Origin of the sequence: Nostoc sp. (assembly GCF_036917195.1) — a bacterium.
GTDB lineage: Bacteria > Cyanobacteriota > Cyanobacteriia > Cyanobacteriales > Nostocaceae > Nostoc.
Map to the genome: position 1 here is coordinate 72,748 of NZ_JBALDG010000065.1, position 16,206 is coordinate 88,953.

General features: G+C 42.8%; 15 protein-coding genes and 1 pseudogene. 10 read left to right on the plus strand and 6 right to left on the minus strand.

Translation table 11 applies throughout. The annotated features are described in order from the left end of the window. Window positions 1-66 precede the first annotated feature (66 nt). Window positions 67-951 carry a lipid kinase gene (locus V7K40_RS20305; protein ID WP_334962824.1) on the minus strand — a complete coding sequence of 295 codons (885 nt, stop codon included), beginning with the start codon at window positions 949-951 and terminating at the stop codon, window positions 67-69. Window positions 952-1,513: 562 nt separating this feature from the next. On the opposite strand from V7K40_RS20305, the pseudogene V7K40_RS20310 reads away from it, so the two are divergent. Together V7K40_RS20310 and V7K40_RS20315 are read left to right on the plus strand one after the other, a co-directional pair. Beyond that, window positions 1,514-1,746, plus strand: a pseudogene (locus V7K40_RS20310) (LysR family transcriptional regulator); the annotation flags it as partial. Between the two features lie 78 nt (window positions 1,747-1,824). Next, a complete protein-coding gene (locus V7K40_RS20315; protein WP_334962826.1) occupies window positions 1,825-2,724 on the plus strand; it encodes an alpha/beta hydrolase in 900 nt (299 codons plus the stop codon). A 34-nt stretch (window positions 2,725-2,758) separates the two neighbouring features. Here the strand turns inward: V7K40_RS20315 and V7K40_RS20320 are convergent, their stop codons facing one another. Continuing rightward, on the minus strand, window positions 2,759-4,297 hold the full coding sequence (locus tag V7K40_RS20320) for an ABC transporter permease subunit (protein ID WP_334962828.1): 1,539 nt from the start codon (window positions 4,295-4,297) through the stop codon (window positions 2,759-2,761). A gap of 261 nt (window positions 4,298-4,558) precedes the next feature. Between V7K40_RS20320 and V7K40_RS20325 the strand changes: the two genes are divergently transcribed. After that, on the plus strand, window positions 4,559-5,314 hold the full coding sequence (locus V7K40_RS20325) for an amino acid ABC transporter ATP-binding protein (protein WP_298910786.1): 756 nt from the start codon (window positions 4,559-4,561) through the stop codon (window positions 5,312-5,314). Window positions 5,315-5,410: 96 nt separating this feature from the next. On the opposite strand, the gene V7K40_RS20330 is transcribed toward V7K40_RS20325, so the two are convergent. Together V7K40_RS20330 and lipB are read right to left on the minus strand one after the other, a co-directional pair. Next, a complete protein-coding gene (locus V7K40_RS20330) occupies window positions 5,411-5,611 on the minus strand; it encodes a hypothetical protein (protein WP_273763239.1) in 201 nt (66 codons plus the stop codon). A 183-nt stretch (window positions 5,612-5,794) separates the two neighbouring features. Next, window positions 5,795-6,487 carry a lipoyl(octanoyl) transferase LipB gene (lipB, locus tag V7K40_RS20335; protein WP_334962831.1) on the minus strand — a complete coding sequence of 231 codons (693 nt, stop codon included), beginning with the start codon at window positions 6,485-6,487 and terminating at the stop codon, window positions 5,795-5,797. Between the two features lie 620 nt (window positions 6,488-7,107). On the opposite strand from lipB, the gene raiA reads away from it, so the two are divergent. Continuing rightward, a complete protein-coding gene (raiA, locus tag V7K40_RS20340) occupies window positions 7,108-7,758 on the plus strand; it encodes a ribosome-associated translation inhibitor RaiA (RefSeq protein ID WP_334962833.1) in 651 nt (216 codons plus the stop codon). A gap of 58 nt (window positions 7,759-7,816) precedes the next feature. Here raiA and V7K40_RS20345 read toward each other — a convergent pair whose 3' ends face one another. After that, window positions 7,817-8,278 (minus strand): peroxiredoxin, encoded by a 462-nt coding sequence (locus V7K40_RS20345; RefSeq protein ID WP_298910782.1) that lies wholly within the window; start codon window positions 8,276-8,278, stop codon window positions 7,817-7,819. Between the two features lie 118 nt (window positions 8,279-8,396). Here V7K40_RS20345 and V7K40_RS20350 point away from each other — a divergent pair, with 118 nt between their 5' ends. Together V7K40_RS20350 and V7K40_RS20355 are read left to right on the plus strand one after the other, a co-directional pair. Next, window positions 8,397-9,524, plus strand: a complete 1,128-nt coding sequence (locus V7K40_RS20350) for an acyltransferase family protein (protein WP_334962837.1) — start codon at window positions 8,397-8,399, stop codon at window positions 9,522-9,524. A gap of 314 nt (window positions 9,525-9,838) precedes the next feature. Further along, window positions 9,839-10,543, plus strand: coding sequence for a CAP domain-containing protein (locus tag V7K40_RS20355; RefSeq protein WP_334962839.1), 705 nt, complete (start codon window positions 9,839-9,841; stop codon window positions 10,541-10,543). 138 nt (window positions 10,544-10,681) lie between these two features. Here the strand turns inward: V7K40_RS20355 and V7K40_RS20360 are convergent, their stop codons facing one another. Beyond that, window positions 10,682-11,248 (minus strand): PadR family transcriptional regulator, encoded by a 567-nt coding sequence (locus V7K40_RS20360; RefSeq protein ID WP_334962842.1) that lies wholly within the window; start codon window positions 11,246-11,248, stop codon window positions 10,682-10,684. A gap of 478 nt (window positions 11,249-11,726) precedes the next feature. On the opposite strand from V7K40_RS20360, the gene V7K40_RS20365 reads away from it, so the two are divergent. The 4 genes from V7K40_RS20365 to V7K40_RS20380 all read left to right on the plus strand — a co-directional run. After that, window positions 11,727-12,140: a hypothetical protein gene (locus V7K40_RS20365; protein ID WP_334962844.1), complete on the plus strand. Its 414-nt coding sequence runs from the start codon at window positions 11,727-11,729 to the stop codon at window positions 12,138-12,140. A gap of 236 nt (window positions 12,141-12,376) precedes the next feature. Further along, window positions 12,377-13,555, plus strand: a complete 1,179-nt coding sequence (locus V7K40_RS20370) for a hypothetical protein (RefSeq protein ID WP_334962846.1) — start codon at window positions 12,377-12,379, stop codon at window positions 13,553-13,555. A 247-nt stretch (window positions 13,556-13,802) separates the two neighbouring features. Beyond that, window positions 13,803-15,242 (plus strand): NB-ARC domain-containing protein,Caspase domain-containing protein, encoded by a 1,440-nt coding sequence (locus tag V7K40_RS20375; RefSeq protein WP_334962848.1) that lies wholly within the window; start codon window positions 13,803-13,805, stop codon window positions 15,240-15,242. After that, window positions 15,236-16,206, plus strand: a 971-nt coding sequence (locus V7K40_RS20380; RefSeq protein WP_334962850.1) for a tetratricopeptide repeat protein, incomplete at its 3' end; no start/stop codon positions are given. The genes V7K40_RS20375 and V7K40_RS20380, both read left to right, overlap by 7 nt.

Genomic DNA, 16,206 nt, shown 5'->3' on the forward strand with positions numbered 1-16,206 from the left:
GGCGTGAGTTGATGCGAGTTCCCACATTTTTAGCAGAGGTAGATAGGGCAGAATAACTCCTAACTACTAACTCATGATTTCTGGAGGTACTAAAACAGCTATAACTTTAGGTATAACGCGAAAATGAGCAGGTGTGTAGGTAGTGATTTCACCATCTGTATTGATAGGGCGCGGTTTGTGGGTATGCACCTCTATTTCTTCACCTTGAAGAGAGCGTACACTCTGCCAATGTATATGTCGCCCTTCTCGCATTGCTGGGAATATTGGTATAATATGCAACCAATGTTTTAGCTCTAAGCTATAGAGATCTAGCCTTTGGTCATCTATTGTGGCATCGTGAGCCACTGCCATGCCACCCCCGTAATAGCGGCCGTTACCCACAGCAATTTGCACTGTTTTCACACGAACTGATTCACCATTGATTACAATCTCGGCAGTAAAAGGTCTAGCTTCCCAAATCACTTGCAATGCAGTGGCAGCATAAGCAAATATTCCCCAACGGCGTTTGACTTGTTTGGTAAGTCGCTGGGTAATTTTTACACTCAATCCCATACTGGCAACGTTAAAAAAGTGCTTGCCGTTCACCCAACCCAAGTCGATGCGGCGTAAATTTCCATAGGCAATAATTTTGCAAGCTTTGCTGAGGGAATTCGGGATTCCCAAAGTCTTCGCTAGGTCGTTGGCAGTTCCCAGAGGCAAGATTCCCAAGGGCAACTGAGTATCAACTAAAGCATCTACTGCGGCATTGAGAGTCCCATCTCCTCCACCAATGATTACCAAGTCAACTTGATACTGATAGCGAAATATAACTTCAGCAAGATGTTTGTGGTCTTCTGTAAACTCCTCAATTAAATCAAAACCGAGTGTCTTCAGATATTGAATTGCTTCCAACAGACCCTTTTGCCCTTGGCGGGCATGACGATTTATTAACAGCAGTGCGCGGTAACTCATGGGTAGTACCTTTTATATTTGATAAGTCCAATTATCCGCATCTATGTATTCTGCTTGAAGTTGACTATAAAAAAGTGTTTAAGTTATTATGACCGTTATCAACAATTCATTTCGTCAATACTTATAATCTTATGATTACTAATTTTTCATTTCTATTTTATCTAGTTTATCTTTATTAGCCCTCGGTGTGTTAATATTCAGTCAATATAATTATTACTCACTAAATGATTGGATTTAGGTATTTTTCTTGATAAGAGAAATATTTTTGCCAATATTATAATACCTAGAAAATAATGCTAAACAATAGGATATTTTTTCTTGGTATAAATACATATTTGTAAAAATATTATTAATAGTTATAATTATTTAACTTTTGGCTGAGAAGACATTTATATATATCAATTCCTGCTGTGGCAGATTAGAAATTGTCTACGAATCGGAAGGCACTATTTATACTAATTCCTTCTATAGGAATCCGGTTTCATTTTTGAACAAGGTTAGGTATTACTTTTTTGCCACAATAAAGTCAGGATATGTATAATCTTGTTCTTGTCAATTGACCGTGAAATTCTTCCAACTTCGAGCCATAGTTGCAGTAGCAGATCGTGGTAACTTTTGTGAGGCAGCCTTAGAATTGCAGCTTTCCCAGCCTGCGATTAGTCATGCGATCGCCACCTTAGAAGAAAAACTAGGTGTCCTTTATTTGCTAGAGGGCGTCACGGTGCGGTGTTGACACCTGCTCAAGAGCGCATTTTGTATCATGCTCGTCAGGCTATGCAGTATCTAGAGATGATGTCAAACTAGGAAGAGTGAGAATTCGTATTTGGACAAGAAAACCGCCAATGCATCTGAGTAGCTAGGAGGATCATATTGATGGAGACTACTTGTCATACGGCGAGAACCTCGGTACTCAGTGTGGCCTATGAGCAGACTGGCCCCGATTCTGGGGAGCCGATTCTTCTGCTTCACGGCTTTCCCTATGATGTGCGCGAGTATGACGGTGTGCGCGATCGCATCATGAGCAACCATCGCCGGGTGATTGTGCCTTACCTGCGCGGCTTTGGGCCAACCCGGTATCTCTCGAAAGAAGTGTTTTGTTCGGGACAACAAGCTGCATTAGGAAAAGACGTTGTTGATCTGCTTGATGCTCTAGGCATCGAACGCGCTACGCTCGTCGGCTATGACTGGGGTGGACGTGCCGCATGCGTCGCAGCAGCACTTTGGCCGAAACGGGTTCGTGCTCTGGTGTCGGTTGGGGGATATACCGTCCAGGATATTGCAAAGTCAGCGACCACCCCTCAAACCGCAGAACAGGAGAAGCAACTCTGGTATCAGTGGTATTTCCAAACGGAGCGAGGGCAGCGAGGTCTTGAGGAAAATCGAAACGAACTTTGCAAACTAATGTGGAGCACATGGTCTCCTACTTGGCAGTTTGATGAGGATCTGTTCGCGACGACTGCGAAATCCTTCCAGAGTCCCGACTTCGTACCCACAGCCATCCACTCCTATCGTCACCGTTATGCATGCGCTCCAGGTGATCCGGCGTTGGAAGAGTTCGAGACGCGTTTGGCGGAAAAACCCGTGATTTCATGTCCAACCATCGTGCTGCACGGAGATAGCGACCCTGTAGATCCACCCTCGACTTCTGAAGGACAGGAGTGCCAGTTCACAAATCGCTACGAACGCAGGGTTTTGCATAACATCGGCCACTGCCCACCCGCAGAGGAGCCTGAGGCGGTGAAACAAGCTATCGAAGATATCGCTCATTCATAGATTAAAGTAAGTCTGAAAAATCACTGAAAAATTATTAGGTATCGTACTTCCTTTGCCGCTTAACCGGATTCATCCACACTTCTAAGCGACTAAATGCCTGTGAAGAAAGTAACGTCAAGCATAAATACACCAAAGCTACAGCCGCGTAAATTTCAAAAGCGCGATAATTATCGGCGACAATTAGCTGTCCTTTGCGAAACAATTCTTCAAAACCAATCACTGCAACTAAGCTTGTATCTTTCAACAAACTGATAAACTCATTACCTAAGGGTGGGATCATCCGCCGGAAAGCCTGGGGAAAAATTACATAACTCATGGTTTGTATAGAACTCAAACCTAATGACTGTGCTGCTTCTGCTTGTCCTGTTTCAATTGATTGAATCCCAGCACGGACAACTTCAGCAATGTATGCAGCACTATTCAAACTTAAAGCAATTACTCCAGCTACTAAACGATCAAAAGTAAATGTCAAACCAAGTTCTTGTAAAATTGCTGGTAAACCGAAGTAAATCATAAAAATTTGCACCAACAAAGGCGTTCCCCGGAAAAAATCCACATACGCCCTCGCCACCCAACGCAAAGGTGCAATATGAGAAAGGCGGACAATACCAATCAGGGAACCCCCAATTAAACCAAACACTACAGAAAGTATTGTCAATTGCAACGTTACCAAAGCTCCTTGTAATAAAGTCGGAAAAGCCTGTAAAATCACACCAATTGAGGTTAATATTTTAGGTGCGCCAGCGCTAGTCTGGTTCTCAAATGGTGATTTAACTGGTAATGATGGCGGCTCGGCTTTAAACCATTTTTGATAAATTTGGGAATAAGTACCATTTTTCAGCACCCTATCCAAACCGTTGTTTATTAATGCCAAATTCGGCGAATTTTTAGCTGTAGCAATCCCGTAAAATTCCTCCGTCAGCAATTGCTGTACTATTTTAATTCCCTTGAGATTACCCGTATTAATAGCATACAAAGTCACTGGTGCATCATTAATTACCGCATCCACATTAGCATTGAGCAATTCTTGCAGGGCTAAAGGTGCTGAATCAAAACTGCGAATTTGCACTCCAGGAATACTCTTAGCCTTTGCAGCCCCAGTTGTACCAACTTGTACCGCAATTTTTTTATTTTTGAGACTGTCAAAGCCAGTAATATTTTGATTGTCTGCGCGGATTGCGATCGCTAACCCAGCTTTAAAATAAGGGCGGGAAAAAGAAATCGTCTTCGCCCTCTCCTCTGTAATGGTGATCGAACTAATCGCCGCATCTACCGTTTTGGCTCCCAAAGCTGGGATAATGCCATCAAAAGGCAGACTTTGAAATTCCACTTTAAAGTTAGCAGAGGAAGCGATGCCTGCGGCGGGCTGCGCCAACGCATTCATCAAATCAATGGAAAAACCCTGTAACTCACCACCTTGTCCTTTAAATTCAAAAGGTGGAAACGCCGGTTCAGTAGCAACCCGTAGAGTTTTCCCAGCACTAGAATTCACCCCACAGCCAGCCAGTAACAAACAGCTAAAACCTACAACCACACACCAGCGCAGCCAACAGATAAAACTAAATTTAGCCATATTATATTCTCTTCCCTCTGCGCTCTCTGCGCCTCTGCGGTTCGTTCAAGTTATATCTTGCAACTGTCCAATCTCCCGCCAAGAAATAAATTTCACAGGTTTTCAGATCAAGTCTACTTAAATAGACTAAAACCCTTACTTAGTCTTCTTTAGAAGACTTTAGCTATTAGCCTCAAAATTCATTCTGAGGCGTTTTTTAGGACTACTGCACGTCTACATGAAAAACCTTACAATCAACTGTAGAACAGCTTGACATAAGTAATGAACAATACCATCCCCGCCATTATTTTTGACAATATCGAAAAAAACTTTGGTTCCCTAAAAGTCCTCAAAGGAATCACAGGCGAAATCAACCGGGGAGAAGTTGTTGCAGTTATCGGTTCCTCCGGCTGTGGTAAAAGTACCCTACTACGCTGCTTTAACCGCCTAGAAACCATTGACAAGGGGCGTTTAATAATCAACGGGATCAACTTATCCCGACCCACTGTCAACTATAACCAACTGCGGCAACTACGAACACAGGTAGGTATGGTTTTCCAACAGTTCAACCTGTTTCCTCATCTCAGTGTCCTGGAAAATATGACACTCGCCCCTCGGAAAGTCTTGGGAAAAACACCAAAGGAAAGTGCCCAATTAGCAAGATTATATTTAGAAAAAGTCGGCTTATTTGACAAAGCCTCTGCTTATCCCGAACAACTTTCTGGCGGACAAAAGCAACGAGTAGCGATCGCTCGTAGCTTATGTATAAATCCCCAAATCATGCTATTTGACGAACCCACCAGCGCCCTAGATCCTGAACTCGTCGGCGAAGTTCTGCAAGTCATGCAGCAATTGGCAGCAGAAGGGATGACAATGGTGGTTGTCACCCATGAAATGCAATTTGCACGGGAAGTAGCCCATCAGGTGATATTTTTAGACCAAGGTATTGTGACAGAACAAGGCCCAGCCTATGAAGTACTGACCAATCCGCAAAGCGATCGCCTACGTATTTTCCTCAGTCGCCTCAACGTTAGATAGTTAGGAGCAAAGCCGGAGACGCTCCGCCTCCGGTTAGGAGTTAAGAGTTGGAGTTGTCAATTAAAGATTTTTTCATAACTGTTCACTCATAACTGTTTAAAGATATTCGCGCAAGAAATCAAAGGGATCATCTTCCCAACAAGGTTCAGGTATCAACCAAAATAAACTACTGTTGATATCGGCTTCAATTTCATCACCGTCGTCTCTATCAAATAGTTCTATCAAAGCTATCCAATCACCTTCTCTCAGAAACGTTAACGATGGGGCATATACCTGGAGATTATTTGAGTAATTCACACGCAAAGTTGTGCTTGACAGCCGTAAAAAGTTAGTATATAAATTTGTAAATAATCAGATTATAGCTTTGATAACCGTAGTTAAATAGTTATTTTGATACTATTAAATATGGACTACTCTGATGAGTGTCTCACAATTTAAATAGGACTGCTATAGTATTTATTACATAATTACAAGCTGAATTTACTCAAACCGGAAAAATCTTTCAGGCTGCGACTCGACTAATTCCACGTCAAAGACTTCGGCAAAGGACTGGGCTAGATAAAAACGCACTTCTTGGCAAGTGATTCCTGGAATCCATTCAGCTAAACTGCCTACAGGTTTATCAGAAATACCGCAAGGTACAATGCGCTCAAAGCCTGTCATATCAGGACAAACATTTAATGCAAAACCGTGCATGGTAATCCAACGGCTAACTTTAATCCCAATAGCCGCAACTTTTCGCCCTTGCAACCAAACGCCAGTAAAAGCCGGAATTCTTTCTCCCTGCAATCCATAAACTGCTAATAAGCGAATTATGACTTCTTCGAGTTGCCGTAAGTACCAATGAAGGTCTTTACGATAACGCTGCAGATTTAAAATTGGATATCCTACCAGTTGACCGGGACAATGGTAAGTAACCTCACCACCCCGTTCAACTCGATGCACATCAAATTCACCTTTGTCAATATCAAATTTAAGAAAATCTGAATTGGCTCCTTGTCCCAGAGTGTAGACAGGTGGATGTTCTAGCAAAATTAACACGTCATCTAGACTGGGGTCATGGATACGCTCAGTCAGGAGCGATCGCTGCCATCCATGAGCATCCAAGTAAGGCATTAATCCTTGGTTATACAGTAAACAAAGGTTTTGGTGTGGTTCGTTACTATGGATCATGCCAAAAATCAACTGAGATTGGGAACAAAATATATTTCAAGTTAGAAGATTTGAGTCAACAATTGTCAAGCTTTGCAAAGGATTTTAAAGGAAAGTCAAGGGAAGCTGCATTATAAAATACAAAGTGCTAGCTTGAATATTAACCTCAATAGGTTTTTAGGAGGAATTCTCTGCAATAAGCATCACGCCAAGACAACAAGAACGAATGTACTGGCTGATGACTCTAATTATATTGTTTGCATTTAAAACAGAATCAAACTTCCACAAAAACTCGTGTTCTTGCTCAACAGTGAGCAAACCTTAATCGAACACAGAAGGAGCAACTATCAACAGTTCTGTGAGCGTTCCTTGAAAAGAGAAGGTAGTCACGGGAGCTACGACTCAAATTTCCTCACAAAAGAGTTCTATGTGGAAATCCAATTTGGATATCAGCGCAGAGATGAGGAGGGAAATCAAGGGTATACTTGACAAAAACTCAGATACAGGAAGCTTAGAGACAGCTTACCAGCAATACATACAAAGAGTTCACAATTTGTTTTGGCGGGAGTAATAGACCTTACCGCAACTTCTTTTCATACAAAGCAAATTCACACATCCAAATATTCACCGGGAGAGTTTACATGAAGCTTGTCATCCACGGCAAAAATATTGAAATCACTGATGCAATTCGTGAGTATGTACATCAAAAGATTGAAAAAGCAGTTAGTCACTTTCAGAACATTACAAATGAAGTGGATGTGCATCTTAGCGTAGCCCGTAATCCCCGAATTAGTCCTAGACAAGCGGCTGAAGTAACTATTTATGCAAATGGTAACGTTATCCGTGCCGAGGAAAGCAGCGAAAGCCTATATGCCAGCATTGACTTAGTTGCAGATAAAATTGCTCGTCAACTGCGGAAATACAAAGAACGGCGTCAAGACCAGAAAACTCAAGCCCAACCAACAGAAGTAGTTGTTACAGAGTCGATAGTCACAGATTTAATTGGCGATCGCACCCCTGAACTACCCAGCGAAGTTGTCCGTACAAAATATTTTTCCATGCCGCCGATGACCCTTGCAGAAGCCTTAGAACAACTGCAACTCGTAGGACACGACTTTTATATGTTCCACAATTCTGAAACTGGAGAGATTAATGTAATTTACGAACGTAACCACGGCGGTTATGGTGTGATCCATCCCCGCAATAGTAACGGTCATACTAACGGCAAGAATGGCAAGTCAAGCCACACTAATATTGTCATGCCGGAAAAGTCGCACTCGAATAAAGTCTAATTAAAACGCAAAGGTTCGCAGAGTATTTTTTGCATTAACCTTTGCGTTTAAAAACTTTTTACTTAGCCGCAAGCTGTTGCAAAGTTTTCAGTGCTTCCTCAACATGTCCTTTAAAGTTAAACATTGAGTCAAACACGTATTGCACAATTCCTTGTTCGTCAATGACGTAAGTAACGCGACCAGGGAATAAGCCAAAAGCCGCTGTTGCGCCATATAGCTTCCGCACTTGGTCGCCTTTGTCAGTTAACAGGGTAAAAGGTAGATTATACTTTGCAGCAAATCGCTGGTGAGATTCGCTAGAATCAGCACTCACGCCGACAACTTCAGCGCCAGCGGCTTTAAACACTTCATACTGATCACGAAAGGCGCAGGATTCAGATGTACATCCGGGTGTGTCGTCCTTGGGGTAAAAATATAGGACAACAGCTTTTTTGCCACGAAAATCTTGGAGGCTAATTGTTGAGCCGTTTTGGGCAGGTAGAGTGAAATTAGGAGCGGTATCTCCAACTTTGATTGGCATAACGAGTGGTGGTAATTACTTAATAAAATTTTACCTTGTATCCAAGTCTATAAATTTTGCTTGATGCACGTAATCAAGCAAAGTAGCTTAGATACTCATCTAACATAAAATTCCGTTTATGCGCCTGACTTCACTGGATGTTTTTCGCGGCATTACGATCGCTGGGATGATTCTCGTCAATATGGCGGGAGTCGCTGATGATGTATATCCTCCCTTAGCCCACGCTGATTGGCACGGTTGCACACCAACTGACTTGGTATTCCCCTTCTTTCTCTTCATTGTCGGTGTAGCGATGACTTTCTCACTGTCAAAGTACACCGAAGATAACAAACCAACCTCAACTATTTACAGGCGGATATTGCGCCGCGCTACTATTCTCTTTGCCTTGGGATTCCTACTAAATGGCTTTTGGAATCAGGGTATTTGGACTTTTGATTTGAATAGCATCCGCATTCTGGGAGTGTTGCAACGCATCAGCATTACCTATCTGCTGGCTTCTTTAGCAGTTCTCAACCTGCCGCGTAAAGGTCAATGGATACTAGCAGCAGTGCTACTCATCGGCTACTGGCTAACGATGATGTATCTACCAGTGCCCGATTATAGTGCAGGAGTTCTGACACGGGAAGGTAATTTCGGCGCTTATATTGACCGCCTGATTATTCCTAAAACACATTTATACAAGGGTGATGGTTTCAACTTTATGGGAGATCCAGAAGGACTTTTCAGTACTATTCCTGCGATAGTAAGCGTCCTTGCTGGCTACTTCACAGGTCAATGGATACGCAGCCAACCTGTACAGTCACGCACAAGTATAGGGTTAGGATTATTTGGAGTCGGTTGCATAATAATCGGTTGGGCGTGGGGGTGGACATTCCCCATCAACAAAAAGCTGTGGACAAGTTCCTATGTAATCTTCACCAGCGGTTGGGCGTTACTTTTGCTAGCAGCTTGTTATGAACTCATCGAAGTCCGGCTGAATCGTCGCTGGAGTAAACCTTTTGAAATTATGGGCTTAAATGCGATCGCTCTTTTCGTTCCATCCGTTTTGTTGATTAAAATCTTAGTGAAAACCACTATCGGCACAGGCAAAGACGCTCCTAATACTTACAATTGGATTTACCAGAATTTTTTCGCATCTTGGGCGGGAGTCCTGAATGGTTCCCTGTTGTTCGCCATAGTCACCGTGTTGTTGTGGTGGGTTGTTGGTGTTCTGATGTATCGACAACGTTGGTTTCTCAAGGTGTAAATTTGAAAGCATGTGGAAGAAAATGAAAAGATTTTTGTTGTTATTTACGTTTTAGCGTTAGCAAGCTTACTACAGGTATTAAGTAATATTTTTGTAATTCCTTAGGAACAAAGGCGATTGCAGCTTTATCAATATCTATATAGTGCGTTAATCTGGGCTTTCATTAGCGAATCTACCAAAGTTCTGATGTCTGAGAACAAGCTGCTTCCAAAGTTTCCAATGGCAAAAGCGTCTACAGACAACTCTTTGTGTTGAAAATTCAAATTTTCTGTTAATTCACTAAATTAATCCATAGAAAAATTGTGAGGTAATGAATGCGTCGCATGAAATTTTGGGTATTTTTGCCATTTACCTTGATATTCGGCTGCTCAAATCAAATGTTTCAATCTAACCCATCTGTGACAAACTCTAACCCAGCAGTAGTTCAACCAGCCAGTCCAACTTTATTAGCAAAGGCGAGTTATCTTTCACCACTGGAACAACAGGTAATTGTTGAAACAAATAAGGTACGAACAAATCCCAAAGCATACCTCCCGATTCTGGAAAACTATAGAAAGCGCTTCCAAGGTGACCGAGTCAAAATTTCTGATAAGAGCTATTTACTGACTCAAGAAGGAGTCAAAGCAGTCGATGAAGCGATCGCATTTCTGAAATCAGCACGTCCTGTGGGAGCGTTAACTGCATCTAAAGGTATGTCTTTAGGAGCAAAAGACCACGCTAAAGACCAAGGCCCAAAAGGTGCCGTAGGTCATGATGGTAGCGATGGTAGCAACCCCTTTACTCGCATCAACCGCTATGGTGCATGGCAAACGATCGCAGGCGAAAATATCAGTTATGGTTCCAAGACTGCTCAAGATATCGTCATGCAGTTAATTATTGATGATGGTGTGAGCGATCGCGGTCATAGAAAAAACATTTTTAATGGCGCTTTTAAAGTGTCTGGCGTTGCTTATGGAACTCACAAATCATATAGAACAATCTGCGTAATTGACTACGCTGGGGGGTATAGGGAAAAATAATATTCTGCACAAACATCCCGATAAGTCAAGGGGTAATTCACCGATGACTGGTAATTTGTCCGTGGTGATTTCTTCACGGATTGGAGCAAAATTGCGATCAAGATAAGGATTAACTGCTATTGTTACCATTGTCTTGATTTATAGAATCTGGTAATGTGATGCATATGGCTTTTGATGATTGATAACACTGATCGCTATCTTCAACCAATCAATATAAGTCTGTTCTCTTCGGATCACCAACTCCAGCACGAGCCTTTGCATTACTTGCTCACGGTTGGCAGACTGATCACTGAGCAATGGTAAATCGATGGTTTCACATTCAGCAAGCTTTTTGCTTCGAGCTGCCAGTTGTTGCTCCAGTAGGTGAATAATGGTTTCATTTGACAACTGATCTGCAAAATGCAACTGGACTAGCATTGGTTCTCGAATAGTCGGTAAGAGCTGATGAGTCCCAAGCCATCGGGCGAATTCGGCTTTCCCTGGCTCCGTCACACTGTAAACTTTGCGGTTGGGGCGATCGTGCTGAATCTCAATCTTACAGGTTATCCAGCCTTGCTCAACTAGCTTATCGAGAGTTCTGTAAATTTGTGCCTGGTCTGCTGGCCACAAATGGGCAATGCATTGATCAAAGCAGCTCGTTTTCAGGTCGTAGCCCGTCATTTCTTGCTGCTGAAGAAGACCTAGAATTATATATGCTAGCGACATTAAGACGGTTTTCCCATAATTGACATTTTCTCGATAGATTCTATGACTATGTACTTCTTATATAAGTTTATGCTAATATATGATTAATCAAATATAAGATATAACGGTTATAAAAAGATATGTTGATTGTCATGCGTCTTAACAAAGAAACCGAATACATGAACTGAGGTTGGGCAGATGGCTAATGGTGCTGTTTGCACAAGAGAGTGATCAAGTAGCGATGTATTTTGAGTGCCGCTTCCGTACCCCTATGGGGATTTTACTACGTGGAGCATCAGTCAAGAGAAGGGAAGTGAGAAGTTCTGATCAGAGCGGCAAGCCTCCTGGTGAGCCTCTATGCCACCATTGGATATGCTACTCATCGCTAGTGTATCACTCAACAAACCAGTTGTTCGCTACAGTCTATTCGTGATAAAAATATTGACGCAGAAATTATTTAAGCCATTTGAAGACTATTGTAATCAGAGGATGGGTAACATTGACTTCTAACACACTTTCACAAAGAATACGTCAACATCAATATTTACGTGATTTACGAAACAAATTACTCCACCTTCACAAGACGTTGCTGGAGACAGAACGCATTGCCTACGAACAGGTTAGTGGACGAGTATCAAGCGGAGAACTACTTCAGCTAGTTATCGCTCATGAACAATTTGCTTGGCTACATCGCATTTCTGAGGTGGTTGTGCAAGTTGATGAAATGCTCGAAGCAGATGAACCGATATCGATGGATGATTTTGAAAAGTTGATTGCTGATGTCCGCACGCTGATTGTACCGTTAGAAACGGGCAATACCTTCGAGAGAAAGTATTACAACGCTCTCCAGCGCGAACCTGGTGCTGTGTTGGCACATGCGGAAATATCAAGATTTCTCACGTCTAAGGTTTAAGGGTAACTTAGAGCGATTTTCAATAGCCACACAGTGGATTTTATCTGAATAAACCTCAGTAAGTAGGGTGGGCATTGCAATGCCCACCCTATGATTTATCACCTTGTCCCCTTGTCTTTTTCTTCAATTTTTACGGGAAGTTATCTTGTATCAGATAACATGGTCATGAATAATACAGAGGAGAAGCTTCGCGTAGGCATAGCCCAACCCAGGCATCGCTAGCCACCCTTATCACAATGACCACGGTAATATTTGTACATGGCACTGGCATTAGAGAACGAGAATACAACGATACCTTTGAGATAATTGAGCAAAAGATTCACGCTCAACGTCCTGACATCAAAGTTGCTCCCTGCCTTTGGGGTGCATTAGGCGCAAAGTTCAATGAGAATCGGGCATCAGTACCTTTGGAGGATGCGACACTGGCTTTATCTCAGCCAGAAGAAGACGCAGATATTGTCATGTGGCGGCAATTATACCGCGACCCTCTTTATGAATTGCGGCTGTTGTCTTTGAAACCTGGTGATAAGGCAGGAAATGCTTTTGGGGAAGATCCAGGGGATGTTTTACAATCTCGTGTAGAGAGTCTCACACCGACATCTCAACTGCAAGCTAAGTTGCAAGAGGCAGGAATTGCAGAGGTATTTAAGCAAGCACGAGAAGATGTTATCCACAGTGAACCGTATAAAGAGGCATTGCTCACAGTTTCCGAATCTGATTTGAGTGAATATTATGCACCAATAGTTAGAGCAGTTGTGGCTCAAGCAATGTTTCTTAGCGAACAGCAAGAAAAATTTCCCCCGATACTCACCGATGCCCAATTGCGCGATAAAGTTGTGGAATTGCTGACTCTGGCTTTGACAGAGGCGGAGTTAGGATTGGGTGGCTGGTTATTAAAGCCAGTTGTAGAATTAGCCTTGCCAATCGGAACGAATTATGTCAGAGGAAACCGCTTTGAGTTAACTGATAAAATTTCGCCTATGCCTGGTGATATTTTGTTGTATCAGACGCGGGGTGAAAAAATCAGGGCGTTTATCCAGCAACAAATTGAAGAAGCAGAACCGCCTGTGGTTTTAATTGCCCATAGCTTGGGAGGTATCGCTTGTGTCGATTTGCTAGTGCAGCAGCAGTTGTCTCAGGTGGAATTATTGGTAACAGTTGGTTCCCAAGCACCATTTTTATATGAGATTAATGCCCTCTACAGCTTAGAATATGGGCAGTTATTGCCAGAGCATTTCCCGGAATGGTTGAATATCTACGATTTACGGGATTTTCTCAGTTACGTGGGTAATAAAATTTTTATTGATAGAGTACAGGATGTGCGAGTGGATAGCAGACAACCATTTCCCCGTTCCCACGGTGCTTATTGGACAAATGCTAAAACCTGGGAGGCGATTATTCCGAGGTTGCCATAATGGTTTACCCCACCCTAACCCTCCCCTTGTAAAGGGGAGGGAACTAGATTTATTGTTTCCCCCCTTTCTAAGGGGGGTAATTTGACTTATGTGTCGTAGCCTTTTTAAGGGGGGATCAGAACCTTACGCAGCAACTCTAAAAGACTTGTGCGTACACCGTAGATTCCCTGCTAGGAAAGGGGGTTAGGGGATTAGGGGGTTAGGTCATTTTCCATAGGAGGTGAGAAACTAAATTATCATGCAGTTGATGGCGAAACCTGAGCGGACATTTGGGTTAATTGTGGGTATTGAAAAGTACCACGAATCTACTTGGAATGTGACGGGTGGAGGGCCAGCCGATGACGCGCTGAAATTTGCTGATTGGCTGCATCGGCGCGGTGTACCGAAGGAGAATATTCGGTTATGTTTATCAGCACTGGAAGAAAATCAGCAGTTAGTTGGGGAATGTGGGTTAACTGTAGAGTTAGCAACAGAGCAAAATATCTCTGACATTGTGACTAAGTTTTTATCCCCAAAGTCGGGGGATTTGCTCTACATTTTTTGGGCGGGACATGGTTTGATTACCTCAGAACGAGAGCGTCGGTTGCTTTGTGCTGATGCAAATAAACAGAATTGGCAGAATTTAGATTTGAATTCTTTATTAGTTTTGTTGGGTTCCGATAAATTTCAGATTCGGAATCATATTTCTATTATTGATGCCTGTGCCAATTATGTTTTAGAGGCGAAGGGAAGACCAACTAACTTAGGTGGCAAAGCTTTTTTGAGCGGTCAGCCAAGGACAGATAGTCAACAATTTGTGTTACTGGCTACACGGGAAGGAGAAAGAGCTAAGGTAAATTCTGAAAATAAAACAGGATACTTTTCTCAAGCAGTGCAAGAGGCTTTCGCTAAAGCTAATGGGACTTTTCCGCCGGATATGAGGGAAGTTACCGAGGCAGTGAAGCAGCGATTTAACGGTATAGATAAAAAACAACTGCCGACTTATTTTTATTCCCGAAGTTGGGATGGAGATATTGAAAAATCTCATTTCAACCCGTTTGATATCCCGCATAATATCCCACAGAGTCAAGCTCGTAAGTTTGTTGGGAGGGATGAGCAAATAGAACAATTGCATCAGCTATTACAAACAAATGATGTGGTGGCTATTAGCGATGTGACTGGACAAGGTGGGGTAGGTAAAACAGAGTTAGCTATTCAATACTCATGGCAATATTTGGAAGATTATTCTGGCGGGTGTTGTTGGTTAAATCCCCAAGGTATTGATTTGGGAACCCAGTTAGTAGAGTTTGGAGTTGTGAATTTACCTGACTTTAATCGACCGGATGGATTAAGCCTAGCAGGTCAAGTTGCTTATTGCTGGAAGAAGTGGCAAGCTGGCAAAGTTTTATTAGTATTTGATGATGTGAAAGACTGGATGCAAATTCAACCCTATCTACCACCTAAAGGTTCTCGGTTTAAGGTGTTAATTACCACTCGTCAAAACACAGGGTTAGTATATCCATCACTGCCGCTAGGTGAGTTGTCACCAGAGGCAGCCTTAGAATTATTAGCAAAGCTATTGGGGGATGAATATGTTCAACAGGACATAGAGACAGCAAAAAAACTTTGCGAACATGTCGGTTATATCGCCATTGGAATTTACCAAATAGCGGCTATCTGCCGTAAGCCAGGGAGAGTATTATGCTAGCAGACATTCTCGCACAGCTACAAAAGCAAGCATCAGCAGGTGAGTCTGGTGTAGCAGCAGCTTTTGAGTTGAATTGGCAATGCTTAGAAGCAGAGGCGCAAAAATTGGCTTGTCTGTTGAGTTTGTTTGCTTTGGCTCCTATCCCCTGGTCTTTGGTAGAATCAGCAGCAAGTTATAGCGATTTGGAATTTGACCTCAAAGCTAACTGCACCGTTTTAGTTGAGCGTTATCTGCTGCAAGAATTGGCAGAGGACACCTACCAATTTCACGAACGCATTCGGGAATTATTGCAGCAGAAGTTAGAAGAGTTAGCTGAAGGTGATGAACTCAAGCGCGGCTTTTGTCAAGCAATGGTAGCCTTAGCAAAAGATATTCCTCAGACACCCATATTGATAGAAATTGCTCAAGCAACTCTTGCCATCCCACACCTTGGGGAAGCTGCCACAGTTTACCAAGATTGGTTAAGCGATGATGATTTAATCTGGCCTTTTGTAGGCTTGGCTAGATTTTACGAAGGTCAAGGAGCCTACCTGCAAGCTTTACCGTGGCGTGAACAATGTTTATCAGCTGCTAGAAAACGTTTTGGGGATGAACACCCCGATATGGCAACTAGCCTGAACAATTTGGCACTCCTCTACAAATCACAGGGAAGGTACGGCGATGCCGAACCTTTGTTGATCGAAGCTTTGGCGATGACAAAACGCCTGCTGGGGGATGAACACCCTGATGTGGCAACTAGCCTAAACAATTTGGCATTACTCTACGATTCACAGGGAAGGTACAGCGAAGCCGAACCTTTGTACATCGAAGCTTTGGGGATGAGAAAACGCCTGCTGGGGGATGAATACCCTTCTGTGGCAACTAGCCTGAACAATTTGGCATTACTCTACGATTCACAGGGAAGGTACAGCGAAGCCGAACCTTTGTACATCGAAGCTTTGGGGATGAGAAAACGCCTGCTGGG